We start from the raw sequence: 25221 nt of genomic DNA, 5'->3' as shown, positions 1-25221 counted from the left end.
CCACTTTTAATTTTCAGAGGTCTTCATCATGAGCATTTCGAAAAAAGTCATTGTAATCACCGGCGCATCCCAGGGTCTTGGCGACGGTATGGTCAAAGCCTTTCGTGAACTCGGCTACCGCATCGTCGCCACTTCGCGCTCGATCAAACCGTCCACCGATCCGGACATTCTCACCGTGGCCGGCGACATCGGCGAACCGGAAACCGCCCAGCGCGTCATCCGTGAAGCGATTTCCCGTTTCGGTCGCATCGATACCCTGGTCAACAACGCCGGGATCTTCATCGCCAAGCCGTTCACTGCGTACACCGCGGAAGACTACGCCAATGTGCTGTCGGTGAACGTCAATGGCTTCTTCTACATCACTCAACTCGCCATCGCCGAGATGGAAAAACAGGGCAGCGGCCACGTCGTCAACATCACCACCAGCCTGGTGGACCACGCCATCGACGGCGTGCCATCGGTATTGGCTTCGCTGACCAAGGGCGGGCTCAACGCGGCAACCAAATCCCTGGCCATCGAATACGCCAAGCGCGGGATCCGGGTGAACGCGGTCAGCCCAGGCATCATCAAGACCCCGATGCACGGCGAAGAAACCCACGCAGCGCTGGGCAACCTGCACCCGGTCGGGCACATGGGCGAGATCGATGATATTGCGCAAGCGGTCGTGTATCTGGACGGCGCCAAGTTCGTCACTGGCGAAATCCTGCACGTGGACGGTGGTCAGAGCGCGGGGCACTAAAAGCGTTTTGCCAAACCCCGGAAACAACAAAGCCCCTGCATTTCTGCAGGGGCTTTGTTTTGTATGGTGCGGCACCAGGAGTCGAACAAGTAGCTAACGTATTGAACTTATAAGAAAATATTTCTAGTGGTTAGACAGGCTACCTCATTCTCTACCCTTATTTAGTTGTGTGTAAGTATCGATCATTACCTCGTCTTAAATAGATCAAATTATGGCTTTGGCCGAGCTTCGCTTTCTACTACGGTGCGAAATGCGGATTAGTATTTTTTATTCGGTATTTTAAAGGTCTACCGCTTTTGTTAAGGACAGGTGAGCGCTCAGCTGATTCGTGCTATTATACGTTCCTAATAACTTGTCCTTTCAGTAAGAGTTTGACTCGTAATGGAATACACAATATTAAAAAGCTTTGATCATGTTTCTTTGTACATAGATCAAGTTTCAAATATCGCTGATAATAACAAGGGCGCATTTGGCTTTTTGGCTTCTTCAGCATATGATCAAATGGCGTCAAAAGGACAGCTATGGGTAATAGTTAATGAGGCTAGAGAACTAAAAGGGTATCTGATGTTTGGCGGCACTATGCCGAGTATTAAAGTTTTCCAGATTTACTCCTGTCGCTCTGTAAGAGGGCACAGAATTGGTTCGCGCTTAATAAGTTCATTGAAAGATTTTGCGAAAGAGCACGGCTACCATTCCATTGTGGCTAGGGTGGCTTCTGATTTGCCAGCGAACGAGTTTTGGAGCAAGTTAGGGTTTCAGGTTTATAAACAGGTTAAGGGCGGAGAGACGACTAAGCGGATTATTAATGTTCGTGGATTCGTTGTGAATGATAATGACTTGTTCGGCTCATTAGGCAACGAGCGAGTAGGCGTTAGACCAACAGGACCTGTACTTAAAAAACGGATTTATGCTTTGGATCTTAATCTTCTCTTGGATGTCTCCAAGGCAAGGCCAGGCTATGAGCAGATAGTGAAAATCATGCAGGTTGGATTCCAAGGAGGATTTTCGATTTGCATAACTCCAGAGTTCAAAGCGGAGCTTGAGCGGCAATCGTCACACTTTTCGGATGATCCAGTTTTGAGAATGGCTGGAGCATTCCCCGAGCTAATGGCAAATACTGATGTTCAAGAAATAGCTGAATCATTGAGAAGAGATATTTTTCCGTCTAGAACAGCAGGTAGAAAATCAGCTCAGAATGATGAGTCTGATTTACGGCACTTAGCTTATTGCATATCTGCCAAAATAGATGGTTTCATAACTCGCGAGAAAGCACTTCTAAGGTCTTGCAATGATATTAAATATAAGTATGGATGTTCTATACTTTCGCCTGATGAACTTATCACGGATAATGGATTCTCAAGGTCTGATAAGCCGCTTAATTCTGATTTTTCGTTCTCTTCTTCTACTATGACTGATGAATTAAGTGCTTTTTTAAGCTCTTTTTCAGTGCCAGGGCTAGTGAGTGCAAGTCTTGACTCGGCCTCTCCTACTAAAGAGGGGGCGAATGTATATGAGGCCCGGCTGGATGGGGAGTTATTCGGCATATATTATTTCCAGAAACCGGTTAAATCTTCAGGGCATGCATTAGCCGCGTTGTATATCGATGAGAGCCGTCCACAAGCAATCGCAGCAATTGACCACTTTCTAGAAATGGCTTTGAGATATAAGTGCTCGTTCTCGCATCGCCTGGATTTATATATCGGGAAAGATCAGGATATCACTGCGGAAACCCTTACTAAGAAAGGCTTTTTCAAATCCGCTGATCATTTTGTAAAAATTATGAGTAGTGAATTTTTAGACCGTAAAAACTGGTCGGACTTCGCTCGAACCGTAAAAACTTTTTGCGAGTTCAGTATTCCAGAAAAGCTTCCTTCAAAGAAGGAGCTTCAAAATACCGGAATATTTATCTCTGATGCATTTAATGAGTCTCAAGTATTTTCTTGGTTCGATTTCGAGACCGCTATTGGGCCTAAGTTTATCTTGAGCTCCGATAGGGATTGTATCATAGTTCCTATCCGTGAAAAATTCGCTAATGGGCTGATAGGTAACGTAAAGAACCAACTGTCTCTGCTATCTAGTCATCAGCAAATATTTCTACTTGAGAAAGCGTATTTTAGGTCACCAGTTAGAGAGTCTATTTTTACACGGGGTGGGGTTATTGCTTTCTACGTTTCTGGCATAAAAAGCATTCAGGAAATCATAGGTTTCGCACGAATTACATTTTCAGATGTCATAGATATTGACGAGGCAGCCGTTAAGTTTGATCGACAGGGTGTTTTGTCAAAAAAAGAGCTGCTTGATATTTCTGATGGGGCCGGGCGTGTTCATGTCTTCACGTTTGATAACTTTATTGAATTTGATCGGCGCGTATCATTTTCAAGAGCGAAAGAGTTGGGTCTAATAAGTAATGCTAACTTAGTCTCCCCTGAGCGAATAGGCGTGGATAAGCTGAAGGTGTTAATTGGGGAAGCCTATAATGATTGAGGCGCTGGTGTCCATCAAGCCGAGGCATGTGGATAACATTATGCAAGGCAAGAAAAGTGTTGAGCTTAGAGTTAAGCCAATCAGTTTGCCACCTGGGTCACGACTATGGGTGTATACAACTCTACCAGTGGGTAGGATAGATATGTCCGCACAGGTAGACTTCGTTAAGAGTCTGCCTCCAGAGGAAATATGGACAAAGTATGGAAAAGAGATCTGTATTTCAAAACTTGATTTTGATCTATACACAGCTGGGCGCGATCTAGTAACAGCTATCGGCTTGAAAGACATAACTATTTTAGATCAAGGTGTATGCTTACCTTTGATTCGCATGAGACTTGGCAAGTTTCAACCCCCACAGTTTTTTTCCAAAATAGCCCCGAATAGTCCGCTACTCAAACTTCTTTGTGGGGGGGGGTGAGGTGGCTAGCGATTAGGTATGGCTATATAGGGTTTAGATAGTAACGAAAATTCGGAGCAGACCACAATTAATTTAGCGCTTATGGTATTTCTAGCGCGCCATGAGGATGAGCGGTGGTAGCGCAATTGGGGCAAACACCGAGCATCACCCATCAAAAATAAAAACCCTTTCTGCTCGTATCATCACGGAGTGCTGTCGGTCTGAACGTAAAATATCCAGAGCAGCATGCGGCATGGTAAACCACTAGAGCTTGAACGTTGCCAATTATTTCCCATGGATAATAGGCAGAAGTCGGCCAACAGTGGGCTCCCCCCTATCGACTGTATCGAACCAATTGCTAACGTTAGACTTGGCACCTATCAGATATCGAGAGCCGCGATCCAATTATATTACATGTTTACCTGCACACATTGATGAACCTATAGCTAGCCGTCTTACCCACGTCTATGGCGAATGAGAATCTTCCCAAGATTTATATTTTCTGATACTGCATGGGCTCCCGCCTTAAAGTTCGGACCTGTCCATGGATGATGTCGACGAGATTAGCCACAGATTAATCGTGATTTTCTACGTTGATTACAGTACCGTTGTACTCTAACGTTTACATGGTATGGAGTGAGTAATGAGCTATAGTGCAGGCGATTTAATTGACGATCGATATATAGTTTCCGGTATTTGCAGTGATAGTGGGGGGATGGGGCAGATCTTATTTGTAGAGGATGCCACAAAGGAGAAAAGCGGTAGGTTGGTTTTGAAGTATTGTCGCGAAGAGGACGATGAGTACATCAAACGGTTTCGAAGAGAGGTTAGGCTTTTAGAAGGGTTTGCGGGGAACTCCAAGGTTGTTAGCGTCCTAGACAGTAATGTGCGCCACGAACCTCCATACTTCGTGATGGACTACTACCATAATGGCGATTTAACAAAAATTATCGATGAAATTTCGGGTAGCCCTGAGAAGCAAGAATCTATATTCAATCAGATGATTGATTGCATTTCCGAGCTTCATTCCCAAGGCGTATATCACAGAGATATAAAGCCACAGAATTTCTTAATAGGTAAGAGGGGCATCGTCGTATCTGATTTCGGGCTTGGCATGGAGCCCGGGTCCTCGTCCAGGTTTACGAGTAGCTCAATGTTCTGGGGGACTCAGGGATATCTGCCGCCCGAGTTTGGGAACGGTGGATTTAAAGGTGCAGATGAAACCGGCGACATATTTATGCTCGGCAAGAGCTTATATGTTCTACTTACCAGGCAAAATCCTACTTATCTGATGGAGGGGGTAATACATCCAGCGTTATTTCACGTGATTGAAAGGGCGTGCGAGCTTGATAAGAAGAGGCGATATCAAAATCTATCGGATATGAAACAGGCGCTCCAGATGGCCTACGACGTTATCATCGGACGTGGAGGGAGACTGGGGCAGGTCAATCAATTGATATCATCAATATCTGACCGGCTGGCTAATGAGAACAAATTCAGTTCGGCCAAAGTTATTGAATTTATCAATAGTTTAGGGTTGCTCGACGATGATGATAAAATACGAATTTGCCTAGAGATTGATCGTGATTTTATTTCTTTGCTAGTACTTCCGAAACTGGTGAGTTACGTACCATCATTCTTAAAGATTTATTCTTTGATGGTCGCCGATGCGCAGTACAGCTGGGCTTTTGCTGAAGTGATTGCTAAAAACATGAAGGTAATATTTGAAGGGGAAGATGTTTCCCCGCGAGCTAGAGCTAGAGCGCTTGAGCTGGCTATTGATAGTGCCCATCAGATGAACAGATTTGCAGCTATGAACACCTGTGAGTCAATGATAGTGTCTGTCACTGATGAAGAGTTAGCTGTTTATATTGTGGATGTAATGCAAAGGAATAATCACAGTTTTATTGAGGAGATTGAGCCGTCACAGTGTAAGTCAAGTGCCATTAAAAAATATCTGAAGTCATTGTAGTATGCGTGCGATGATAGTAAGTGACGAGAGTTTGCAGCTTTGCGTAATCGAGGTGGGTTGGGGGTCTCCACTGAACTACTCGGCACTGTCATACGCTTGATTCCAGGCCTCGCTGTCACGGGCGGGGGATGGCAGCCCGTTGTGATTGAGGACATGAAGGGTTCGAACAGAAAGCCTAGGAGCCCTTCGGAAGATCCCCTTTTCGCCGCTTATTTGGGGCGGACACGTTGCTCTTGGCCGATTTCTGCCTGTCGCTACCGGCCGAAATCGGCCAGCAGAGGAGGGTCGCGAATGGTTGTCAGAAATAATCGAAGGGCTCAGAGTCGAAGTGTTTCCACTTAACTTCATCAAAATAATTAGGTGCGTCAAGAAATCTCTGAATCATGCCAAAATCTGACGGCATAAAGTCCTCTACCAAGATAAACCACAGTGCATGTCTTGCTTCCTGAATAAACATCCGATCTTTAGGATCCTTCCGCAGTAATCGCACAATAAGCGCGGATAGTATTGGCGCCGCGCTCGCCGCATACGCAGAAAGATCAAACAAGCCAAACTTGACCTCCCATTCAATCCGTTTCTGCGCCGCAGCATATTCCCCAATATTTTTGAAAGAGAACAGGTCTTTCCCGGTTACCAACTTATACAATAGCAGCCCCATAGCCCAAGAATCATACTTATTGTACTCAGATCCCGAAGCCTCCCAGTCGATAAAGGTCTCGGGAGGTAGGTTATAGAACGAGTTGGTTATCTCTCGCCCGATGCCATTATGAATGGTGACCATGTCGTCACTATCATTTTCGCTGTACTCGAAGTGCATTCTGCTATATGACTGACCCCAGTCCAGAATGATGGTTTTATAATCTGGCCGCTTAGAGTGTAAATCGATATCTTCATTTAGAAGAATAATGTTTCCTGGATGCAAATCTCGGTGAGTTACGAACATACTAAAATGTTCGGCGGCCCCAAATACTCGGTACGCTACCGTGAGCCGATCTATCAGAGACGCATTGCGAAACTTTTCTCCAAGCCAGTCTAACAGAAGTGTTCCATGAATCCTTTCCGTGACCAAGTAGAGGATTTTTCCATCAAACAATTCACCGTCTGCCAAATATTCCGGTGTCTTTTTTATAATTCCGTTGAAAAGAGCTCGCTCCTTCAGAAAACTCGCCTCATTTCTAAATCTTGCTCGTTCCAGCTCAGAGCGAGGAAAGATACAAAACTTAACGAATACATCTCTGCCTGTTTCTTCATCTACACCAAAGAACCCTGTCGAGCTTTTTCCGCCTGAGACTTCCTTGTGAAGTCTATACCTTCCCTCTAGAAGGGAGAGGCCTGTCATATCAAAGAATTTTTTTTCTTTGACTGCATTACTGGTGCCGGTTAGCATGCGTACGAAAGCCTCAAATAGGAAACGGAATGCCTTCATTATATCGGGGCTTCGCTGAGCCACTGAGTTCGGTCGAACAAGTTAATATTTTTCACCATTCCCCTCGCATCCCTCGCGAAACTAGCTTGCAAGTCCACGATCACGCTGATGCATGGTTTCTCAAGCGATTTGGTATCAAAGCCAGAAGCACAACCATAATTTGCTCTACAGATTTCTCTCAAGCCAGATCCTACGGCCCAACCTATCGTATTACGCCCTCTGAGCCCTCTACAATATTTTATAGCCCACTAGTCAGGGATTTTCTAGAGCACGAGACTGAATTGAGCTCAACATCTCAAGCGGACGTATGGGCTTGGCTAGAGAAGAAGCAATACACCGTTGTCTCGAACGTCGAAAACATAAAATCGGACTTTTTAGGTGAGGTAATGGTCTGCTGCACGAACTTTTTGGCAGTCCCCCTGATTTAAGAAGCCTCGGGCGAGTCCCGTGCTTCAGGCAACCACTCGAGCACAATATCCCCGATTCTCCTTAGAGTCAGTGCTTGGTTAAAAGAAAATCGTTGTGTCGCGATATGCTTCAACAATCTCGGGAAAGCAGGCTGTTCAGTTGGCTTGCGCAGTGTGATGTCAACGACAGCCACTTGTTACCCTGTAAGTAGGTCGATTTTTGAATCAAAATTACCCCGGATTCGTATGTCAGTTATGGTTGTTTTCTGACCTTCGTTTGGCGGTAAACTTCCAGGATTTTCCTAGGCGCTGAGTGAGTAATTGCATGGTCAGCAAATAGTAATAGCGCGTCGAGTCAGTGCGCTGGTTTAGGTGGTGATTTAAAAACCACGCAAGGTGTTTTCTCTGCCAAGTCCATGGATTGTCGCGTTGCCAGCGTTCAGCGATTGCTGCTTGGATAGTTTTCGCCTGACGAATGTGGCGTTGGCGTGTGGTATGCGACCCGGTCAGAACGCCCGCCAGGAACAGATCCATATCGAATGTCATGCTGATGCTCGACCACCAATGTAAGCGACCACCACGACGATACGGTTGTGCCCCAACTCATAGCTGATTTGTATTCGGGCATCCTGATCTAGGGTTCGGTCGAGTTGATAGCAATGACCACCGTTGATTGGGGCGGGATGGTGGGTGATTTGCTCATAGCGTTCGCACGCATAGGCTGCCCGCAGTTCGTGGAAGCCTTTTAGGTCGTGCTTATGGATGATATCCCGTGCGGGGCGGACGATTCCCTGCAAGAAATCGAGGTAGCGTTCGTTCGGTGCAAGTAGGCTGCGGCTGCCGTCGGGTGAGACCTGATCGGCAAACCTCAGCGCGTCACGAATATGATCATCTACTGTAATCCAACGAGGGGCCGAGGCGCCCGAGCGGCCACCTTTGGTGCCGTCCTGAATGTTGATCTTGCCGTATTGTTCGGCTTCATGCTTAAGGCGCGGAAGGTCGGATAAAATAGCCTCACGTAGACGCATGCCGGTGGCTCGCGCCAACTGCACGATGGCCGCGGTGCGCGGCTGCTGGTGTTCGCAAAGCACGTCGACGATCCGTTTCACGTGTTCGCGGTCTTGGCCTTGCGGCACCGAACGACGAACACTGGTGCGCCGCATTCCCAGCGCCTTGCTCGGACTTAGCAATTTCACATACTGATCACCGCGGAGCGCAGCCATGGTCCGGTTCACACTGGACAACCGGTTTTGCGCAGTGGCGATGGTCAGCTCACCTTGTTCAACTTGCTGGCGCAGATATTCGGCATAGTCCAGTAAGGTTTGCCGATCAATCTGCCTCGCGTCGTTAAACCTAGGTCCTTCATCCGATTGACACCACCGCACAAACGCCTGCCACCGATCACTGTGCGCTTTGACCGTCCCGTAATGCCCGCCGCCAAACAGATCGCGCAACGCTTGCGGCCCGGCATAGCTCAATTGCCGGCCGTAGCCAAAATTGCGCCCGTCACGTTTACCTACCAGTGCCATGATAGAACTCCTCTCGAAGCCAACACTTTTAAAACCTTCCCCACGTCATCCCGCCACGAATGTTGAGTGTTATCAGGGATCAAGGCCCCTGCGACCTGTGAGGGTTGTCCACTGACGCGGGACTGGCGGCTCTTTACGACCGGGAGCTTGGGCACCTCATGACCTGGCCTCCTGAACACTTCAGATGAAGTGGGCGGGTGGAGGCTGCGCTGGCTGACGAGACCTGCGCCGCGAGATCCTGAGTCGGGTGAAGGCAGTGAAGCGATGACCGGGGCATACCTGACTGTCAGTCAGGTGCAGTCCATTCCCTGTTCTGCGGCACCATCATCTGCATCGCTGTTGCTGGTGACTTCGGTGTTTGTCACGCCGATTGTCACGAGGGGAAATGCCGCAAAGCCTTGTACGAGTTGGGCTGCAGCAGCGGTAGGAGCGCCCGTCTCTTTCCGGAAGAAAGAGACGGGCGCAGGTTGGCGCAAGGAAATGGCCAAGCGGATAGGTTGCTGCAGGGCAGCTATGCAAGGGGATGAGTTGCCGCAGTGGGCACACTGGTAAAAGTAGGCATCCATCACATCGCTGTGACCGTGCGAGCCGCCGGACGCTAATCGCACTTTGGGAGAACCACCACGGTGTGGCGTAGCCTTAAAGGTTCTGGCTACCTGGGGTTGCTGTCAACGACAGCGCTTTGCCCGATCTTTTCTACGCCTGTGGATAATTCGGGTCAAGGCTCTAATTTTCGGGGGGGCTGCGGCTGTGGATGAAATTATCCACCGGTGGAAATCAGTGGTTTTCCACAGACAGTTGCGTTGGCTTTAGATTTTTTAAGTGAGGTCCATCGTAGCAGGGCGGCTTTGCAGCCCTGCTACGATGGACCCGCAGGGTTGTAGCGGCCGAGATCCAGGGTCGACCTAGTAAGAGAGGTGAGTCTCTAAGCGGGAAAAGCAGTATGCTTACTTATTCATAGATAAAATCGTAGTATGCCTATTTTTCCCCGCATAAAAACTTAGGGTGTTTGTATGATTAAGGATTCTGCAAAATGGAGGGCGGAGTTAACTGGTGCTGCTAAGTTCCTAGAGAAAAAAACCTACCAGCTAAGATGGAGTGATATCACGTTCTTTCAGACGGAAAGAAACATAATGACAGCTTTTTATTGGATAAGGAAAATGCTCGAGTCGAAAAAGTCGTCGCCAAAAATAATGACGTCTTCACTTAAACTCCTCGAATTTGAGAGAGGGCTGATTGGAAGTGGGGAAGTTGTCGGACCGATACTCCAAGTAAACTTTGATATGGAGCATCCAAAGGCGATCACTCGGGATTTAGTTTTTGTATGTCATCAAATAGTACATAGTTACATTTTTTCTCTGGCAGTTGGATATCAGTCCGGTCTGCAAGGTGTATATTTCTCTTCGGATAGAGAGCATCGAAGTCGCTTATTTTTTATCTCGGTTGAAGATTTAATAAATACCATAAAGATGGTAGGGCTTGATACCGATGTGGGGTTTTCTCCTTGGATAGAAGAGAGGCTTCAATTTCATCGCGTGCAGACAGCGTTTCCACAACCTTAGTATTCTATTGCAGGTCATTGATTTTAATAGATTTGTGGTGAGTCTAGCGAAAACCTAGTTTGCTTTGATCTTCCCTTGACTAGCCGCTTGGAGAATCACGGGGGCAGTAGCTCCAAGATGTATGGCAACCAATGCGCTCATTTGAGCCTGGATTACCTCCATATAAAACCATACGATTCCACCGCCCGCACCTATCATGAGAATGGTTGAGATCCAGTAAAAAACTGACGTAATCCATTCGGGGCGGCGTGATTTCTTGATTTGTCTGAGCTTATAAAGTGCAATAAACTCAGGGATTATTCCTCCCGCTATTCCATAACCTATAAACTCAACGTTCATCTTCTTCCTTAACGTCAGAATATTTTTCCCTGCTCATCTCTCTAAATGTTGACCAAATATCGCCTAATGTACTTTTTCTGGATTTTAAGGTGTAGAGCTTGCCTTTTGGTGACCGTGGAATCAGAGATTCTCTAACTCGATTGTCAGAGCTAAGTACCTTTATGACTGTCTCCTTCGGGAAACCTGTTTGAGTTGAAACTCCCTGTGCAGTCCGGTAATCCCAGCGTGCGTCTCCCAAGGCAGCGATCACACGTGACGTAACTTCGGCCCAAGTACTAGGCGTTCCCTTTTGCTTTTTTTTGATCGGTCTTGTCATGGATTAAGCAACTGTTCGTTATGATGTGAAAGTCTATTAAACTTTTTGGCTAAATTACCCTTTAGCCCAGATGCTATACACAGATTAGCAAAGCCTGGTGTAGTCGTACAGCTAGGACTTAGTGTAAGTACGTAGTAATTCCCACGGTGGTGCCAACCGGGCAGGGTGTAATTGTTCGGTGGGGGATTTTTCAATCGACTGACGAGACACTGGTCAAACGCTCATTTTTTCACATCACGCTTTACTTTTAGTTGGGCGACATTGACACCAATCTGGTTCGCGAATTCGTGTGGAGTGACATGCTCCTGCCGGTTGGCCTCCAGGTACCGGCTCCACCAGTTCATGATCAGCCTACGCTCCTCGATGAACTCTGCCTTGTGGATGTAAGCGGCGCGGACGTTGTTGCGTTCCTTGTGGCTCATCTGTCTTTCAATGGCAGTTTCGGACCACAGTCCTGATTCAATCAGCGCGCTACAGGCCATCGAACGAAATCCATGCCCGCAGATATCGGTTTTGGTGTCGTATCCCATCGTCCGAAGCGCGTTGTTCACCGTATTTTCGGACATGGGCTTCCAGGGTTTGGCATCCCCTGCGAAGACCAATGCGAATTTGCCTGTGAGTGCATGGATTTTTTCGAGTAGCGCCACTGCTTGCGGCGATAAGGGTACTAAATGGATATCCCCTGCCATCTTCGTACCCCTTGTGGAAAAGGGTACTCCTTCCAGCGCGGGTCGAGTGTCCGGTATCTCCCAGGTGCCGCGCTTGAGGTCGAACTCGCTCCAGCGTGCGAAACGCAGCTCGCTGGATCGTACAAACACATGCAGCGACAGCATCACCGTCAGACGGGTAAGTGCCCGGCCTTTATAGGTGTCGATCCGCTCCTGCAGTTCCGGCAGTCGCGATAAGGGTAGAGCGGGGCGATGCACCACCCGCGGGGCCTTAATCAAGCCTTCGAGGTCGTAAGCAGGGTTTACGGTGATAAGCCGGAGGCGCTTTGCCTCGCGCATGATGCTCTGCAGGTAGTTTTGTACCCTTAAAGCAACGTCTATCGTTCCGCGCTTCTTGATCGCTTCCAAGGGCTGCATAAGGTCATGGGTGTCGAGATCAACAATGGTGCGTGCGCCGATCAGCGGGAATACGTGGGTTTTGAGGCGGCTCATCACTGTCTTGGAATGGCCTGGTGCCCACTTGGCCGACATTTCCGTATGCCAGTCGAGCGCAACGCTTTCAAAGGTTCTGCCTTTGATTACGGCTTCCGCCTTAGCTTGGTGCTTGGTCTCTATAGGATCAACGCCATCTGCCAGCATTCGCTTGACTTCCAAGCGCTTGCGGCGCGCATCGGCGAGGCCAATGACGGGGTAGTTACCGAACGAGGTCAGTCCTTCCCGTCCGTCAGGTTTGACGTAACGGAGCCGCCAGCCTTTGCGGCCATTGGGTTGGACTAGGAGATAGAGGCCATCGCCGTCGAAAAGCTTGTAGGCGCGGTCTGTAGGTTTTGCCAAGCGGCAAGCTGCGTCGGAGAGCGGAGCTGTGGTGCGCGACATAAGGGTACTCCCTTTTATCGAAGTGACCTGTATCCCAAACTCTACCCTTAAAACGGTTGGAATCCACCAGTTTCTGACGGAAACCGATGGAACCCCAAAACGAAAAAACCCGCCAGAAGGCGGGTTTTTCGGGGGTTCCAGAGATTTTGAAAGCCTTCTCTGGAACCTTGTATGGTGCCGGCACCAGGAATCGAACCCGGGACCTACTGATTACAAGTCAGTTGCTCTACCATCTGAGCTATACCGGCGTGTCAGGGCGACGATTATAGCGATTGGTTGGCTTCTGTAAACCCCTGAATTTTGACTATTTTTGCGCGGGCTTCAGGTCAGGCGCGCAGCAGGGTTTTCTTGAGTTTCTGAATGGCTTTCCAGGCTCGACTGTTTTGCATTGCGCGCAGCTGTGCTTCGGCCTGTTCGGCGCGTTGCAGGGCGGCGGCGAGTTGCTGTTCGGCGTCGCCGACGGGGTGGCTGAAGTTGTGGCCTTTGCAGAACTGGAACTCGTCCAGGTTGCATGGCGGGATGTCGAAGGCGGGTTTGAGGTTCAGGTGTTCTTCGGCGAGGTAGTAGGTGTTGATGCCGTCGAACAGGATGGACTGGTAGCCGGCGCCGGTGACGAGGGTTTCCCAGGTCTGGTCGCGCTCCCATGGGGTCTCGATGAGGATCACCCATGGCCGCCACCGGGTGAAGTCCATGCCGCGCAGGACGGTCTCTTCGTGGCCTTCGACGTCGATCTTCAGGAAGTGAATGTCACGGCCCCGGGCGTGTTCTTCGCAGATGGAGGTCAGGGTGCGGGATTGGACGGTCTGGCTGCGCACGTCCATGCCGGCGTCTTTGTGCATTTGCGCCATGGCCGGGTCGGCGGTCGAGAGGCCGGTGCCGGCGATGCCGTAGAAGGTCAGGCTGTCGGCGCTTTCGCCGGCCACACATTGCAGGTTGGTGTCTTTGGGGCGTTGCTGGCACAGGGCTTGGTAGTAGTTGGGCATCGGTTCGACGTTGATGCCGGTCCAGCCATGGTCATAGAACGCCTTGGTGACCGAGTCATGGGTGGGGTCGTTTGCCCCGACGTCGATGTAGAAGCCGTTCTCGACGGTTTTGAGGGCGCGCCACAGGCGTATGTCTTCGAAGTTCTGTGCGTAGGAAATGAACGTCACTGGCGCATCCTGTCGGAAGAATGTTCTTGTTCGTGGCCGCGCTGCTGGCGCCCTTGCGTGTGTGTATAACAAGAGTCATGAGAGGGTGCAAATCCCCCTGTCCGAGGTCCGGGATTAGGCGTTTATGTCGTTTTCATTAAATGCTTATGCACAATGCCATTGGAAGTGCACTGGGTTTAGGCCGAATTTGTGGAGTTGTTCTCATTTGTCCGCAAATGCCTGTTTTTTCGATTTTTTATCCGTGTGTACAAAAAATGAACAGTATTGTTTTTGCCCTGAAACTGGCATGAATCTTGGATCCACGATAATTCCATCAACAGAGTTATCCACAGGCTGGGCGTGTTTAAGCGCGTTCGGCCAGGAGCAGAAAATTGCGCGGCGTGAGCGGGGTTTTGCAGAAGGTGCCGACGCGGACGCTGTAGCCCTGTTCGGCGAGGAAAAGTGCCCGGTCAAGGACCAGCCAAAGCTCCAGCGGACGTCGGAAAAGTCCGCGTAATAGCTCAAGGTTGCGCACCTCAGCCAGTCGCTGCCAACCGGCAGCTTCGACGGCTGGCCAATCTTGCGAACCGATTGTGGATAACTCTTTGAGTGCGGCCAGATGATGGCAGTAATCGGCGAAGGGTGTATCCAGCCAGGCACTGGGCAGGGAAGGGGTTGGCAAATACTCGTCAATGCCGCGCAGTTGCCGTTGCAGCAAGTCGAAGCCCAGGCGCCGGGCCATGGAGGTGTCGCGTTGACGTCGCACGCGGGCACCGGCGGTAACGGTTTCGCTCATGGGCAACGCGAGGTCGTCGAGGGAAAGCTGTAAGTCGGAGCCTTGGGCGGCCGAGGAAATCGGCGAGTATTCGGCAAGACTGATCCGGTTGTAGCAGCACGGGGCTATGGCGAGTTGTTTGCAGCCTTTCGCGCTGGCGAGTTGAATCAGCCGCACATGCAAATCACCGCAGGCGTGAAGCGCGACGGGCGTGTGATACGCACTCAGTAAAGAGGCTGCATTTGCCGCGAGCACATCCTGTTCAATATGTAGCGCGTGCAGATGATGGCGCTGGCTGAGTGCCTGGCCGCTGGTTACCAGGGCCGGGTCGTATTCCAGACATGTCAGTTGCTGCCCCGGTTGTAGCAGGCGGCGCCCCAGGTGTCCCTTGCCCGAGCACCAGTCCAGCCAATGCTGCGGTGCCTCGGAAAACTGCAACCGGCTGGCGAATGCTTCGATCTGTTGCCATTTGCGCCCTGGCACATCGACGTTCAATCGATGGCCTGCCGCTTCGAGCGTGCGTGCAGGCAATTCATCCACGGCACTCAAAGCAACGGACGTCGTTGCCAGCGATGCAAAGGGTTCGGGGGCGTGCAGTAGAGCCGGCTGGTTGTGAGCGTTTTCGGCGTCGTCCAGCGTTCGCCCGCGTAGCCATGCGGCCAGCTCCGGGTAGGACGCTTCCCAAGGTAGTTGTAGATAAGTGAACGGGCGAGGTTTCCACAACGCCTGATGCTCTGTGAGAAAAGCATCCAGCGCAGTGAAGCGGGCGAGTAGCGCCTCGCCCGTCAACACGCAGCTATCAACGCCCTTGGCAGGCATCGACGCGCAACCAGCGCTCCAGCAACTTGAAGCCACGTACCAGCACATAGGCCATCAGCAGGTAAAACATGCCCGCGGCGAAGAAGATCTCCACCGGCAGGTAGGTCCGGGCAATGATGGTGCGGGCCATGCCGGTCAGTTCCAGCAAGGTCACGGTGCTGGCCAGGGCACTGGCCTTGAGCATCAGGATCACTTCGTTGCTGTAGGCCGGCAGGCCGATGCGCGCGGCGCGCGGCAGCATGATGTAGAACAGCGCTTTGGGTTTGGACATGCCCAGCGCCCGTGCCGCTTCGATCTCGCCCGGTGGAATCGCCTGAATGGCGCCGCGCAGGATTTCCGCAATGTAGGCGGCGGTGTGCAGGGTCATGGTCGCCGTGGCGCACCAGAACGGATCGCGCAGGTACGGCCACATCGAGCTGTTACGGATCACGTCGAACTGCGCCAGGCCGTAGTAGACCAGGAACAGTTGAACCAGCAGCGGCGTGCCGCGGAAAAAGAAGATGTAGCCGTAGGGAAATGCCCGCACCCACCACAGCCGCGACGAACGGGCAATGCCCAGCGGAATGGCCAGCAGCAATCCGGCAATCACGGCGATGGCCACCAGTTCCAGGGTCAGCGTTGCGCCCTGGGCCAGCTTCGGCAGCCACTTGATGATGACTTCCCAGTTCATTGGGCGCTCCTCGCGAAGCCGCGAGCGGCGCGTTTTTCCATGAAGTGCATACCGGTCATGGCCAGAATCGTCAGGCCCAGGTACATGAACGCGGCCACCATATAGAAGGTGAACGGTTGTTTGGAGACGGTCACGCCGATTTGCGCGTGACGCATGATTTCTTCCAGGCCGATCACCGACACCAGCGCCGTGTCTTTCATCAGGATCATGAACAGGTTGCCCAGGCCGGGCAGGGCGATGCGCCACATCTGCGGCATGATCAGCCGGGTGAAGATGCGCAATTTCGACAGGCCCAACGCCACGCCTGCTTCACGGTGACCCTTGGGAATGGCGAGGATCGCGCCACGAAACACTTCCGTGGCGTAGGCGCCAAAGCACAGGCCCAGTGCAATCACGCCGGCGGCAAAGGCATTGAGTTCAAGGTCGGGGTTGCCGAAGAACTCGCCCAGGGCACGCATCAGGTTGACCGTGCCGAAGTAGATCAACAGCACCCAGAGCAATTCCGGGATGCCGCGAACCAGGGTCGAATAGGTGCCGCCAAGCCATTGCAGCGGCTTGTACGGGGAAGTCTTGGCCAAGGCGCCGAGCAGACCGAGCACCAGCCCCAGGCATAGGGCCGAGAGCGCCAGTTTCACAGTCATCAGCGCGCCAGCGGCGAGCGCCGGGCCGAATCCGTAGAGGTCGATAATCATGGATTTCTTTTCAAATCGCGGCAGGCAAGGCCGGGGACCGGCGCCGTCACAAGGCGGCGTCGGTCCGGCAGGTCAGAATCAATAGATGCTGAACGGGAAGTACTTGTCGTTGATTTTCTTGTAGGTGCCATCAGCGACGATTTCTTTCAGCGCGGCGTTCAGCTTCTCGCGGATCGGGTCCTTCTTGCGCACGGCAATACCGATCTTGTCGCTTTCTTCCACCGGATCGCCCTTGAACTCGTAGCCACGGCCAGCGTCGCTTTTCAGCCACTCGTAGTTGACGTACTTGTCAGCCAGGATGCCGTCCAGACGACCCGAAGTCAGGTCGAGGTAAGCGTTTTCCTGGGTGTCATAGAGTTTGGTTTCAACGCCCGGCATGTTGTCTTCGAGCCAGGTGCCGGCCAGGGTCGCGCGCTGGGCGCCGATCACTTTGCCCTTGAGCGCATCCTTGTCGGTCTTGAAGTCGACGTCTTTCTTGGCGATGAACTGCAGCTTGTTGGAGTAGTACGGGTCGGTGAAGTCCACCGCTTGCTTGCGCTCGTCGGTGATCGACATCGAGGAGATCAGGAAGTCGAACTTCTTGGCGTTCAGGGCCGGGATGATGCCGTCCCAGTCGGAGGTGACCACGGTGCACTCGACTTTCATCTTGGCGCACAGGGCGTCGCCGATCTCTTTGTCGAAGCCGACGACATTGCCACTGGCATCTTTATTGTTGAACGGCGGGTAAGCCGCTTCGATGCCCATCTTCAGGGTTTCGGCCATGGCACCGGCGCTGAACGCCAGGGTGACGGCGGCAGCCAGGAAGACCTTTTTGTACATCTGCATGTGGGTAGCTCCGTTAGCGGTTGCTGGACATGAATTGTTTGCAGCGTGCCGAAAGCGGGTTTTCAAACACCTGCTGTGGCGATCCTTGCTCTTCTACCAGGCCCTGGTGGAGGAACACCACTTCGCTGGAGACCTGGCGGGCGAAGCCCATCTCGTGGGTCACCAGCAGCATGGTGCGGCCTTCTTCGGCCAGTGCGCGGATGACATTAAGTACTTCCTGGACCATTTCCGGGTCAAGCGCGGAGGTCGGCTCATCGAACAGGATGACTTTGGGCTGCATGGCCAGGGTGCGGGCAATCGCCGCCCGTTGTTGCTGGCCACCGGACAGTTGCGCGGGGTAGGCATGGCGCTTGTCGGCGATGCCGACCTTGGCCAGCAGGGCTTCGGCAACCTCAATGGCTTCGGCCTTGCTCTGGCCGAGCACGCGGCGCGGGGCTTCGATGATGTTGTCGAGCACGCTCATGTGCGGCCACAGGTTAAAGTTTTGAAACACAAAACCGATTTCGCTGCGCAGGCGATTGATCTGCTTGCCGTCGGCGGCCACCAGTTCACCGTTCTTCGCGGCCTTGAGCTTGAGTTCTTCGCCGGCGACCAGGATCTGGCCCTGGTGCGGGTTTTCCAGCAGGTTGATGCAACGCAGGAACGTGGACTTGCCGGAGCCGGAAGAACCCAGGATCGAGATCACGTCGCCGTCGCGGGCGGTCAGCGAGATGCCCTTGAGCACCTCCAGCGAACCGTAGCGTTTGTGCAAGTTGCGGATTTCAAGCGCGGGCGTGGCCTCAGCCATGTGCGTTCCTCATATATGTTGCGCTCCTGCTGTTGGCGGCCTTACTGGCGAGGCGGCCAACCTAGCATAGCGTTTCAATGGCAGCCAACAGCGCTACGGACGGTAAACGGCTGGCGTGTGGCAGGTTGTCGCATCGGCGCAGCAGACTGTCGCCCCATCAACAACCGAACAGCCGTTTGAACCTTGCCTGTCGATAAAAAGCGCGGTGGCTGTCGCAAAAAAGGGCGCGATGTTGCCAGCTTTGGCGGGGGGTTGGAAGCGCTATCCGGCCGAACGTGGCAGATCCGCACTTTTATCGTGCGTCGTGTCGTTTTTAGATGTGTTTCCGGTGCGCAATTTCGTTCAAAAAGTGGGTCGCAGGGTAACGTTCTGGCAAAGTGCCATTGATTTCAAGGGCTTGCGATGACTGTCCGGTCGAGTCGAAATCGCCGGGGTAGACGCTTTTGAAACATTTTGGCGCAATTATTGCGTGCAGATTCCGGAACACCCCGTTGGTTTCTTTTTACAAGAAGGACATCCAAACGGGATGCACGCATTCGCTTTTCCTTACAAAGGTAGTTTCAATGAGCAGTACCCAAAGCTCTAACGGCCTCGAACAGGGGCTCAAACCGCGTCATGTGACCATGCTGTCGATTGCCGGGGTTATCGGTGCCGGCCTGTTCGTCGGCTCGGGTCACGCCATCGCGGCCGCAGGCCCGGCCGTGCTGTTGGCCTACGCTGCCGCCGGCATGCTGGTGGTGTTGGTGATGCGCATGCTCGGTGAAATGGCGATTGCATCGCCGGACACCGGCTCGTTCTCGACTTATGCCGATCGCGCGATCGGTCACTGGGCCGGTTTCACCATCGGCTGGCTCTACTGGTGGTTCTGGGTCCTGGTGATCCCGTTGGAAGCCAACGCCGCCGCGACCATCCTGCACGCCTGGTTCCCTGGTGTGGACATCTGGGCCTTCGCCCTGGTCATCACCATGCTGTTGACCGTGACCAACCTGTTCAGCGTGAAGAACTACGGTGAATTCGAGTTCTGGTTTGCCCTGATCAAAGTGTTGGCGATCATCGGTTTCATTGTTGTGGGCCTCATGGCGATCTTCGGCTTCCTGCCGGGTAGCCAGGTCAGCGGCGTTTCCCACCTGTTCGACACCCAGGGCTTCCTGCCAAACGGTATGGGCGCGGTGTTGGGTGCCATCCTGACCACCATGTTCTCCTTCATGGGCACCGAAATCGTGACCATCGCGGCCGCGGAATCGAAGAACCCTGGCAAGCAAATCTCCAAGGCCACCAACTCGGTGATCTGGCGGATCGGCCTGTTCTACCTCGTATCGATCTTCATCGTCGTAGCCCTGGTGCCTTGGAACGACCCGGTACTGGCAAGCCTGGGTTCCTACCAGACTGTGCTTGAACGCATGGGCATCCCTAACGCCAAGATGATCGTCGACATCGTGGTACTGGTCGCTGTGACCAGCTGCCTGAACTCGGCGCTCTACACCTCGTCGCGGATGCTGTTCTCCCTGGGCAAGCGCGGCGATGCGCCGGCCATGTCCACCCGCACCAACAAAAGCGGCACGCCATACTGGGCGGTGATGTTGTCCACTGGCGCAGCGTTCCTGGCGACCTTCGCCAACTACGTGGCCCCGGCGGCGGTGTTCGAGTTCCTGCTGGCCAGCTCCGGCGCCATCGCGCTGCTGGTGTACCTGGTGATCGCGATTTCGCAACTGCGCATGCGCAAACAGCGTATGGCTCGTGGTGAGAAAATCGTCTTCAGCATGTGGCTGTTCCCGGGCCTGACCTACGCGGTGATCGCATTCATCGTTGGTGCCCTGACCATCATGCTGTTCCAGGAAGCCCATCGTGTGGAAATCCTCGCGACCGGTTTGCTCAGCGTGTTGGTGGTGGCAGCTGGCTTGATCGTGGCTCGCCGTCGCAAGCTGGAAAAAAGTGGCGCGGTGGTGTTGAACTGATTCATACCGCGTAACGCAAAACGGCCGCTGTCAGTGATGACAAGCGGCCGTTTTGGTTTCTGGGGCAGACTTACTCGGGATTAACCCAGTCTTCAACGCGCAATCCCGGGATCCGATCAAACTCCCTGACGTTGTTCGTCACCACAATGAAGCCGCGGGAACGCGCGTGCCCGGCAATCATTTGGTCATACGGCCCTATAGGTGTTCCTGCCTTCGCCAACTCCGACCGAATCATCCCGGTGTGCGCGGCAGCATCATTATCGAAAGGCAAGACTTCAAGACGGGCTGCAAATCCCTCAATGATCGCCAGGTTTTTCTCGGGAGCTGCGGATTTTTCAGCTCCGTAGATCAGCTCCATCAACGTGACAGCACTGATGCACAATTGATCGTGATGGCGATTGAAGGCCTCGCGTACGACGGGTGGTTTGTTCTTGATGGTGAAAATGCAGATGTTGGTGTCGAGCATGAATTTAATCATCAGAGCGCTTCACGTTCCTGATCGGCGGGTTGTTCGCGATCATTCATGAAGTCTGAAGTGACGCTCTCTCCATCGAACCAACTGTCCCAGCTTTCTCCAGCGGGCGTGATGATGCGCGCCCTGCCAATGGCGATAACATCCACCCGCTTGACGTCGCCAGGCATCGCAACGGCCTTTGGAAGGCGAACAGCCTGACTCCTGTTGCTCATGAAAAGGGTGGTCTGCTCCATATTTAGCCTCCTGGATCATTATGAGTACTGAGAAAGGATAGATTCCAGGTGGGATATGTCAATGGGATATACATTTCAGCGGATGTGCGTCCTCCTACACGTAATAAATAAAACGGCCGCTGTCAGTGATGACAAGCGGCCGTTTTTGTTTGAGGCGTAACCTTTACTCGGCTTTTTCTTCCGGCGTATCCAGCGTCTGGCGGTAGACGTCCAGTGCGTCGCCGAAGTCGGCAATGAACTGCGGGTCGGTCAGCCATGCCTGGGCGGCGTCGCGGTCCATGCCGTCGGCCCACATGCGGTAGTCGATCAGCATGTCGGCGGCCAGGTGGGTGGCGGCCATGCCTTCGTCGTCGGCGTTTTCCATGTCAAGCAGTTCTGGATGGTCGATGATGATGAAGGCCAGATTCGTCAACAGCACGGAGAGCATTTCGCTGCGGCTGATGGCTTCCGCGTCACGCATTTTGCTGAACATCGCCAGGGTGTATTCCGGGATCGGCTCCGGGAGATCCAGGTCGTTGTCCAGTGCCAGGGATTTACGGCCGACCATGCGGATTTGCTTGGCTTTGGCTTTTGCGCGCTTGGCGCGTTTCTGTTGCTTGTTCAGGGAGGCCATGGGAACTCAGTTCGGTTTCTGTTGGGTTTGCGCGGCAATGGCGTCGGACGCCGCCACGTAGTCAGCCTGGAAGGCCGGTGATTCGATCCACGCCAGGGCGCCAGCCTCGTCGGTTTCAGTGGACCATTGGCGATACTCGATCAGCGCGGCAAGGATGAAGTCCATCGCGCCTTCTTCGCCTTCCTGCTCGTACACCAGTTCCAGCAATGGGTCTTCGAGGAAGGCCGTGCACATGGCTTGCTGACTGGTCTTTTCGGCGTCGATCATTTTCTTGAACAGTTCGGTCAGGTCCACCGATTCGAAGTCGATGCGATCATCGTTCGGGTCCAGTTCGACCGGCGCGGCAGCCCGCTGGGTGCGGTTCTGTTTGGCCTTGGCCTTGGCGCGGGAGGCGCGTTTCTGCTGTTTGTTGGCGGAGGCCATGGGTGTTGTTCCGTAATTCGGTGAAAGGGGCGGTTGGCTCAGCTGCGTGGCACCGTTCGCCCGGGTGTGCCAGGGGCCAGCTCGCCGTTTTGCAGCCAGGACAATGCAATGGGCCATAGTGTGGCTTGGTATGCGCTGCGAAAAAAGGCGAAATGCCCAACTTCTTTTTCGCCGATGTCTTCGGGGGCTATGCGCAGGTGGGTGTTTGTGCTGCCGGTGAAGTAGGCGAGCAGGCGTTCGATCGCCGGGATCGTGCCATAGGGATCGTCGCTGATGCTTATGGCCAGGGCTTTTGCGGTGACGGCAGCGAAGTTTCTGACATGGATGCCCTGGCCGCTGGGGCGCTTCTCGTAGCGAGCGGTGGGCGTGCTCCAGTCGCGGACTACACCGGCAGGTGTGTCTTCCAGCCAGCCGAGTCGTTTGCCGGGGAAGTAGCCGCACAGCATCGTCACCAGCGGCATCACCACATGCCACTTGCCGAACATCCGCCAGCGATGAGCGGGCGCATAGTCGCGCCAGTAAGCGAATTGTGCGCCGACCGTCACCAGGCGCCGGATTAGTTGTCCGGAGGCTCCCAGGCCCGCTGCACAGCCTCCAAAGCTGTGGCCGACCACATTGATCGGCTGCCCGGGGAATTCGCGCTGTGCGCGCCTGAGCATCGCCTCGAAATCCAGCGCGCCCCAATCGGACCACGAGGCTTGAAGCCCCTTGAGCGATCCTGGCCGCGACTCGCCGATGCCGCGGTAGTCATAGGTGATGACATCGAAGCCGTGGGCGAACAGGTAGTCGGCAAAGCGCGAGTAATGGCGGCAACGGACCGAGGTGGCGGCATTGATGATAACGACCGGGCGAGCGGCGTCCTGAGAAGGGTGCCGCCAGGTGAAGCCGCCGAGGATGAAGCCGTCCGGGGCGGTTTCCTTGAACGGTTCGCCGGGCGTGGATGTCGGCCGCGGCAACTCGACGGGAGTGGGGGCCAGTGAAGGCGTGTCCTGCAAATTCATTGGCGTCAGACCTTTGCGGGTAGCTGCCAACGATAGTCTTCATGGCGTTGATGAACAATCCGTTCGCCTCAACGCAGTGGTTGATCGAGCAGCCGCTCTTCAAGTGCCGCCCGTTCCCGATCCAGCTCGTTACGGAGCTCCTCCTCAGTTGGCAGGACAAGCTTGTACTTGCTGGCGAACAGTTGTTCGTTTCCTTCAAGCACCGAGTAACGCACCACGGATTCATCCTTTTGCGCACAGAGAATGATGCCGACAGTGGGGCCGTCTTCCACGCCACGTTTCAGGTCGTCGTACATGCGTACGTACATGTCCATCTGCCCCACATCCTGATGGGTCAGTTCACCGCGCTTGATATCGAAGATGACGAAGCACTTGAGCAGGTAGTTGTAGAACACCAGATCGATGTAGAAGTCTTTGCTGTCGGTACTGATGCGTTGCTGGCGGGCAATGAACGCGAAGCCCTTGCCCAGCTCCAGCAAGAAGCCTTGCAGTTGTTCGATCAACGCTTGTTCGATCTCGCTTTCCTGAAGCTTTCCGGCATTGGGTAAACCAAGAAATTCCAGTACCACCGGATCACGGATGAATTCCCGAGGGCTGGCTTTCATGTTCTGAATGTTGGTAGCGGCCTCCTGCTTGACGCTGCCGCGATCGCGGCTTGCCAGCAGGCGCTCGTAATACAGTGTGTTGATCTGGCGTTCCAGAGCGCGGCTTGACCAGTTTTGGGTGGCTGATTCGTTCATGTACCAGAGACGAGCGCTGTCGTTGTCGACCCGAAGCAGGCGGCGGTAGTGGGTCCAGCTCAATTCGTGACGCAGTGCGTCACGAATTGGAAAGGCTTGATAGAACAGACGCATGTAACGAAGGTTGGAGGCGTCAAATCCTTTTCCGAATTCTTCAGCCAGCACTTTTGCCAAGGTCGACAGTAACTCTTTGCCATACCTCGCCCGTCGCGCGCCGTTCTGTTCGAACTCAACGATGTGCCGACCGATCTGCCAACAGGTCTGCACTTGAACGGTATCGACCGCCCGAAGCGCTTTCTGACGTGCCTGATGGATCAATTTGCCAAGGTTGCCAAGCAGTGATGCGAGATAGGGGTCGTGAGTGTCGTTGGGTGTGAGGGCCGTCATGAGGTCTTCCGCAGCAGATTGAGCAGCGAAAGAGCATGACCAGTGAGTACCTTTCGAAGATGCCGGGAGTTACTGAAAAACAGGCAGGAAATACCGGGCTCTTCGGCAGGACGAGTCTAAATCCGGGCGAGGGCTGAGGAACAAATGGTGTAGTACGTTTCGTACTCAGGCCAAATCAATCTAAAACCCCTCCCTCCACCCGGAAATCCAAAGGGTGTAACCATTGGGTTCTGCAGAACCCGGGAGGCGTCATCATGAAACCCCTCCATTCACTCCTGTTACCTCTCACCGCCGTCGGCGTGTTGATGTTTCCATCGATGTCGCCCGCCGCCAGCCTTGCTCCAATCGACAGCGCTGGCGTGCAGGTGCAGCGCCAGGAGCAAAACGGCATCGCCTACCTGTCCGGCGGTATCGGCGAGGATGAGTCCAGGGCCATTCAGCAGACCACCGGCTATAACCTGCACATGACGTTCTCGGTCGGATCGCAAAATGAATACATTCCCGACGTGAGCGTCGTTATTCAGAAAGCCCCGGGGCAAACCGTGCTGACGCTCAATGACGCCGGTCCGCTGGTTTACGTGAAACTGCCTGCCGGTAAATACACGGTCATTGCGACGCGCAACGGCGAAACGCGGCATGACGTTGCCAATGTTGGCAGCGGTGCAGCCCGTAGCCTGGTTTTCCACTGGAAGGACGCGAGTTGACGAGAGGCTCTGAACCATGGGGCGCAAGTGAGCCCTGAATCTTGCAGTTCAGGGTTCCTGGGGAGGGGCGTTTGGGGGCCTGCACTTTCCCGCAGGCATAAAAAAACCCTGAATCTTGCGATTCAGGGTTTTCGGTATTTGGTGCCCAGAGACGGAATCGAACCGCCGACACGGGGATTTTCAATCCCCTGCTCTACCGACTGAGCTATCTGGGCAACGGGGCGCATTAAACGGGTTTTTCAGGGGGTCGTCAAGCAAGTTTTCAAAAAATATTTAA

The 25221-nt window shown here is 53.3% G+C and carries 25 protein-coding genes and 2 tRNA genes; 8 read left to right on the top strand and 19 right to left on the bottom strand.

The annotated features are described in order from the left end of the window. Positions 1-28 precede the first annotated feature (28 nt). The 4 genes from ACCD00_RS08155 to ACCD00_RS08140 all read left to right on the top strand — a co-directional run bounded on the left by ACCD00_RS08155 (position 29) and on the right by ACCD00_RS08140 (position 5592). A complete protein-coding gene (locus tag ACCD00_RS08155; RefSeq protein ID WP_057712436.1) occupies positions 29-739 on the top strand; it encodes an SDR family NAD(P)-dependent oxidoreductase in 711 nt (236 codons plus the stop codon). 381 nt (positions 740-1120) lie between these two features. Beyond that, positions 1121-3223 (top strand): GNAT family N-acetyltransferase, encoded by a 2103-nt coding sequence (locus ACCD00_RS08150; protein WP_286819320.1) that lies wholly within the window; start codon positions 1121-1123, stop codon positions 3221-3223. Continuing rightward, positions 3216-3641, top strand: a complete 426-nt coding sequence (locus ACCD00_RS08145; protein WP_413423458.1) for a hypothetical protein — start codon at positions 3216-3218, stop codon at positions 3639-3641. Before ACCD00_RS08150 ends, ACCD00_RS08145 begins: the two co-directional genes overlap by 8 nt. Before the next feature lie 622 nt (positions 3642-4263). After that, complete coding sequence (locus ACCD00_RS08140; RefSeq protein ID WP_286819319.1) at positions 4264-5592, top strand: protein kinase domain-containing protein; 1329 nt, start codon at positions 4264-4266, stop codon at positions 5590-5592. Positions 5593-5890: 298 nt separating this feature from the next. Here the strand turns inward: ACCD00_RS08140 and ACCD00_RS08135 are convergent, their stop codons facing one another. From ACCD00_RS08135 to ACCD00_RS08125, 3 genes are all read right to left on the bottom strand, one after another. Further along, complete coding sequence (locus ACCD00_RS08135; RefSeq protein ID WP_413423456.1) at positions 5891-7018, bottom strand: protein kinase domain-containing protein; 1128 nt, start codon at positions 7016-7018, stop codon at positions 5891-5893. A gap of 656 nt (positions 7019-7674) precedes the next feature. Further along, the gene (locus ACCD00_RS08130) at positions 7675-7977 is read right to left on the bottom strand and encodes a hypothetical protein (RefSeq protein ID WP_150604047.1); all 303 of its coding nucleotides are present in this window, start codon (positions 7975-7977) and stop codon (positions 7675-7677) included. Further along, the gene (locus ACCD00_RS08125) at positions 7968-8954 is read right to left on the bottom strand and encodes an integrase domain-containing protein (protein ID WP_413423454.1); all 987 of its coding nucleotides are present in this window, start codon (positions 8952-8954) and stop codon (positions 7968-7970) included. The genes ACCD00_RS08130 and ACCD00_RS08125 overlap by 10 nt, the downstream gene beginning before the upstream one ends. Positions 8955-9967: 1013 nt before the next feature. Between ACCD00_RS08125 and ACCD00_RS08120 the strand changes: the two genes are divergently transcribed. Beyond that, entirely contained in the window at positions 9968-10516 is a 549-nt protein-coding gene (locus ACCD00_RS08120) for a hypothetical protein (protein WP_413423452.1), read from the top strand. Positions 10517-10570: 54 nt separating this feature from the next. Here ACCD00_RS08120 and ACCD00_RS08115 read toward each other — a convergent pair whose 3' ends face one another. From ACCD00_RS08115 to ACCD00_RS08075, 9 genes are all read right to left on the bottom strand, one after another. After that, positions 10571-10855, bottom strand: coding sequence for a hypothetical protein (locus ACCD00_RS08115; RefSeq protein WP_413423450.1), 285 nt, complete (start codon positions 10853-10855; stop codon positions 10571-10573). A gap of 537 nt (positions 10856-11392) precedes the next feature. Further along, the gene (locus tag ACCD00_RS08110) at positions 11393-12715 is read right to left on the bottom strand and encodes a tyrosine-type recombinase/integrase (RefSeq protein ID WP_413423448.1); all 1323 of its coding nucleotides are present in this window, start codon (positions 12713-12715) and stop codon (positions 11393-11395) included. A 172-nt stretch (positions 12716-12887) separates the two neighbouring features. Then, positions 12888-12963, bottom strand: a tRNA-Thr gene (locus ACCD00_RS08105). Positions 12964-13041: 78 nt separating this feature from the next. After that, the gene (locus ACCD00_RS08100; protein ID WP_413423446.1) at positions 13042-13866 is read right to left on the bottom strand and encodes an FkbM family methyltransferase; all 825 of its coding nucleotides are present in this window, start codon (positions 13864-13866) and stop codon (positions 13042-13044) included. Positions 13867-14209: 343 nt separating this feature from the next. Continuing rightward, positions 14210-15439 (bottom strand): methyltransferase, encoded by a 1230-nt coding sequence (locus tag ACCD00_RS08095; RefSeq protein ID WP_413423444.1) that lies wholly within the window; start codon positions 15437-15439, stop codon positions 14210-14212. Next, complete coding sequence (locus ACCD00_RS08090; RefSeq protein WP_413423442.1) at positions 15420-16109, bottom strand: ABC transporter permease; 690 nt, start codon at positions 16107-16109, stop codon at positions 15420-15422. Before ACCD00_RS08090 ends, ACCD00_RS08095 begins: the two co-directional genes overlap by 20 nt. Beyond that, positions 16106-16801, bottom strand: a complete 696-nt coding sequence (locus tag ACCD00_RS08085; RefSeq protein ID WP_085717865.1) for an ABC transporter permease — start codon at positions 16799-16801, stop codon at positions 16106-16108. The genes ACCD00_RS08090 and ACCD00_RS08085 overlap by 4 nt, the downstream gene beginning before the upstream one ends. Positions 16802-16879: 78 nt before the next feature. Beyond that, positions 16880-17626, bottom strand: coding sequence for an ABC transporter substrate-binding protein (locus tag ACCD00_RS08080; RefSeq protein WP_111286715.1), 747 nt, complete (start codon positions 17624-17626; stop codon positions 16880-16882). A gap of 13 nt (positions 17627-17639) precedes the next feature. Next, positions 17640-18413: an ABC transporter ATP-binding protein gene (locus ACCD00_RS08075; protein WP_007972784.1), complete on the bottom strand. Its 774-nt coding sequence runs from the start codon at positions 18411-18413 to the stop codon at positions 17640-17642. 115 nt (positions 18414-18528) lie between these two features. Between ACCD00_RS08075 and ACCD00_RS08070 the strand changes: the two genes are divergently transcribed. Both ACCD00_RS08070 and gabP read left to right on the top strand, forming a co-directional pair. Further along, on the top strand, positions 18529-18819 hold the full coding sequence (locus tag ACCD00_RS08070; RefSeq protein WP_413423439.1) for a hypothetical protein: 291 nt from the start codon (positions 18529-18531) through the stop codon (positions 18817-18819). A 157-nt stretch (positions 18820-18976) separates the two neighbouring features. Beyond that, the gene (gabP, locus tag ACCD00_RS08065) at positions 18977-20368 is read left to right on the top strand and encodes a GABA permease (protein WP_413423437.1); all 1392 of its coding nucleotides are present in this window, start codon (positions 18977-18979) and stop codon (positions 20366-20368) included. 70 nt (positions 20369-20438) lie between these two features. Here the strand turns inward: gabP and vapC are convergent, their stop codons facing one another. From vapC to ACCD00_RS08035, 6 genes are all read right to left on the bottom strand, one after another. After that, entirely contained in the window at positions 20439-20846 is a 408-nt protein-coding gene (gene vapC / locus ACCD00_RS08060; RefSeq protein ID WP_413423435.1) for a type II toxin-antitoxin system tRNA(fMet)-specific endonuclease VapC, read from the bottom strand. Then, complete coding sequence (vapB, locus tag ACCD00_RS08055) at positions 20846-21076, bottom strand: type II toxin-antitoxin system VapB family antitoxin (protein WP_413423433.1); 231 nt, start codon at positions 21074-21076, stop codon at positions 20846-20848. The genes vapC and vapB overlap by 1 nt, the downstream gene beginning before the upstream one ends. Positions 21077-21239: 163 nt before the next feature. Continuing rightward, complete coding sequence (locus ACCD00_RS08050; protein ID WP_413423431.1) at positions 21240-21689, bottom strand: hypothetical protein; 450 nt, start codon at positions 21687-21689, stop codon at positions 21240-21242. 6 nt (positions 21690-21695) lie between these two features. After that, a complete protein-coding gene (locus ACCD00_RS08045; RefSeq protein ID WP_368556556.1) occupies positions 21696-22112 on the bottom strand; it encodes a hypothetical protein in 417 nt (138 codons plus the stop codon). Between the two features lie 38 nt (positions 22113-22150). Continuing rightward, positions 22151-23113 carry an alpha/beta fold hydrolase gene (locus tag ACCD00_RS08040; protein ID WP_413423429.1) on the bottom strand — a complete coding sequence of 321 codons (963 nt, stop codon included), beginning with the start codon at positions 23111-23113 and terminating at the stop codon, positions 22151-22153. A 68-nt stretch (positions 23114-23181) separates the two neighbouring features. Then, positions 23182-24240 carry a PDDEXK nuclease domain-containing protein gene (locus ACCD00_RS08035; protein WP_413423427.1) on the bottom strand — a complete coding sequence of 353 codons (1059 nt, stop codon included), beginning with the start codon at positions 24238-24240 and terminating at the stop codon, positions 23182-23184. 254 nt (positions 24241-24494) lie between these two features. Here ACCD00_RS08035 and ACCD00_RS08030 point away from each other — a divergent pair, with 254 nt between their 5' ends. Next, positions 24495-24944: a carboxypeptidase regulatory-like domain-containing protein gene (locus ACCD00_RS08030; protein WP_413423425.1), complete on the top strand. Its 450-nt coding sequence runs from the start codon at positions 24495-24497 to the stop codon at positions 24942-24944. A gap of 139 nt (positions 24945-25083) precedes the next feature. Here ACCD00_RS08030 and ACCD00_RS08025 read toward each other — a convergent pair. After that, a tRNA-Phe gene (locus ACCD00_RS08025) sits at positions 25084-25159 on the bottom strand. Between the last annotated feature and the right edge of the window lie 62 nt (positions 25160-25221).

The sequence above is a fragment of the Pseudomonas sp. Pseusp3 genome (genome assembly GCF_047304225.1).
In the GTDB taxonomy this organism is placed as follows: domain Bacteria; phylum Pseudomonadota; class Gammaproteobacteria; order Pseudomonadales; family Pseudomonadaceae; genus Aquipseudomonas; species Aquipseudomonas fluorescens_CD.
This window is presented reverse-complemented; position numbering and strand designations above follow the sequence as displayed.

What these genes read in the sequence shown, in the direction of transcription:
- ACCD00_RS08075 (WP_007972784.1), bottom strand. Translation starts at nt 18,413, where the DNA reads ATGGCTGAGGCCACGCCCGCGCTTGAAATCCGCAACTTGCACAAACGC.
- ACCD00_RS08030 (WP_413423425.1), top strand. Translation starts at nt 24,495, where the DNA reads ATGAAACCCCTCCATTCACTCCTGTTACCTCTCACCGCCGTCGGCGTG.
- ACCD00_RS08150 (WP_286819320.1), top strand. Translation starts at nt 1,121, where the DNA reads ATGGAATACACAATATTAAAAAGCTTTGATCATGTTTCTTTGTACATA.
- ACCD00_RS08050 (WP_413423431.1), bottom strand. Translation starts at nt 21,689, where the DNA reads ATGGCCTCCCTGAACAAGCAACAGAAACGCGCCAAGCGCGCAAAAGCC.
- vapC (WP_413423435.1), bottom strand. Translation starts at nt 20,846, where the DNA reads ATGATTAAATTCATGCTCGACACCAACATCTGCATTTTCACCATCAAG.
- ACCD00_RS08080 (WP_111286715.1), bottom strand. Translation starts at nt 17,626, where the DNA reads ATGCAGATGTACAAAAAGGTCTTCCTGGCTGCCGCCGTCACCCTGGCG.
- ACCD00_RS08035 (WP_413423427.1), bottom strand. Translation starts at nt 24,240, where the DNA reads ATGACGGCCCTCACACCCAACGACACTCACGACCCCTATCTCGCATCA.
- ACCD00_RS08115 (WP_413423450.1), bottom strand. Translation starts at nt 10,855, where the DNA reads ATGAACGTTGAGTTTATAGGTTATGGAATAGCGGGAGGAATAATCCCT.
- ACCD00_RS08090 (WP_413423442.1), bottom strand. Translation starts at nt 16,109, where the DNA reads ATGAACTGGGAAGTCATCATCAAGTGGCTGCCGAAGCTGGCCCAGGGC.
- ACCD00_RS08040 (WP_413423429.1), bottom strand. Translation starts at nt 23,113, where the DNA reads ATGAATTTGCAGGACACGCCTTCACTGGCCCCCACTCCCGTCGAGTTG.
- ACCD00_RS08045 (WP_368556556.1), bottom strand. Translation starts at nt 22,112, where the DNA reads ATGGCCTCCGCCAACAAACAGCAGAAACGCGCCTCCCGCGCCAAGGCC.
- ACCD00_RS08120 (WP_413423452.1), top strand. Translation starts at nt 9,968, where the DNA reads ATGATTAAGGATTCTGCAAAATGGAGGGCGGAGTTAACTGGTGCTGCT.
- ACCD00_RS08135 (WP_413423456.1), bottom strand. Translation starts at nt 7,018, where the DNA reads ATGAAGGCATTCCGTTTCCTATTTGAGGCTTTCGTACGCATGCTAACC.
- ACCD00_RS08110 (WP_413423448.1), bottom strand. Translation starts at nt 12,715, where the DNA reads ATGTCGCGCACCACAGCTCCGCTCTCCGACGCAGCTTGCCGCTTGGCA.
- vapB (WP_413423433.1), bottom strand. Translation starts at nt 21,076, where the DNA reads ATGGAGCAGACCACCCTTTTCATGAGCAACAGGAGTCAGGCTGTTCGC.
- ACCD00_RS08155 (WP_057712436.1), top strand. Translation starts at nt 29, where the DNA reads ATGAGCATTTCGAAAAAAGTCATTGTAATCACCGGCGCATCCCAGGGT.
- ACCD00_RS08125 (WP_413423454.1), bottom strand. Translation starts at nt 8,954, where the DNA reads ATGGCACTGGTAGGTAAACGTGACGGGCGCAATTTTGGCTACGGCCGG.
- ACCD00_RS08095 (WP_413423444.1), bottom strand. Translation starts at nt 15,439, where the DNA reads ATGCCTGCCAAGGGCGTTGATAGCTGCGTGTTGACGGGCGAGGCGCTA.
- ACCD00_RS08140 (WP_286819319.1), top strand. Translation starts at nt 4,264, where the DNA reads ATGAGCTATAGTGCAGGCGATTTAATTGACGATCGATATATAGTTTCC.
- gabP (WP_413423437.1), top strand. Translation starts at nt 18,977, where the DNA reads ATGAGCAGTACCCAAAGCTCTAACGGCCTCGAACAGGGGCTCAAACCG.
- ACCD00_RS08145 (WP_413423458.1), top strand. Translation starts at nt 3,216, where the DNA reads ATGATTGAGGCGCTGGTGTCCATCAAGCCGAGGCATGTGGATAACATT.
- ACCD00_RS08085 (WP_085717865.1), bottom strand. Translation starts at nt 16,801, where the DNA reads ATGATTATCGACCTCTACGGATTCGGCCCGGCGCTCGCCGCTGGCGCG.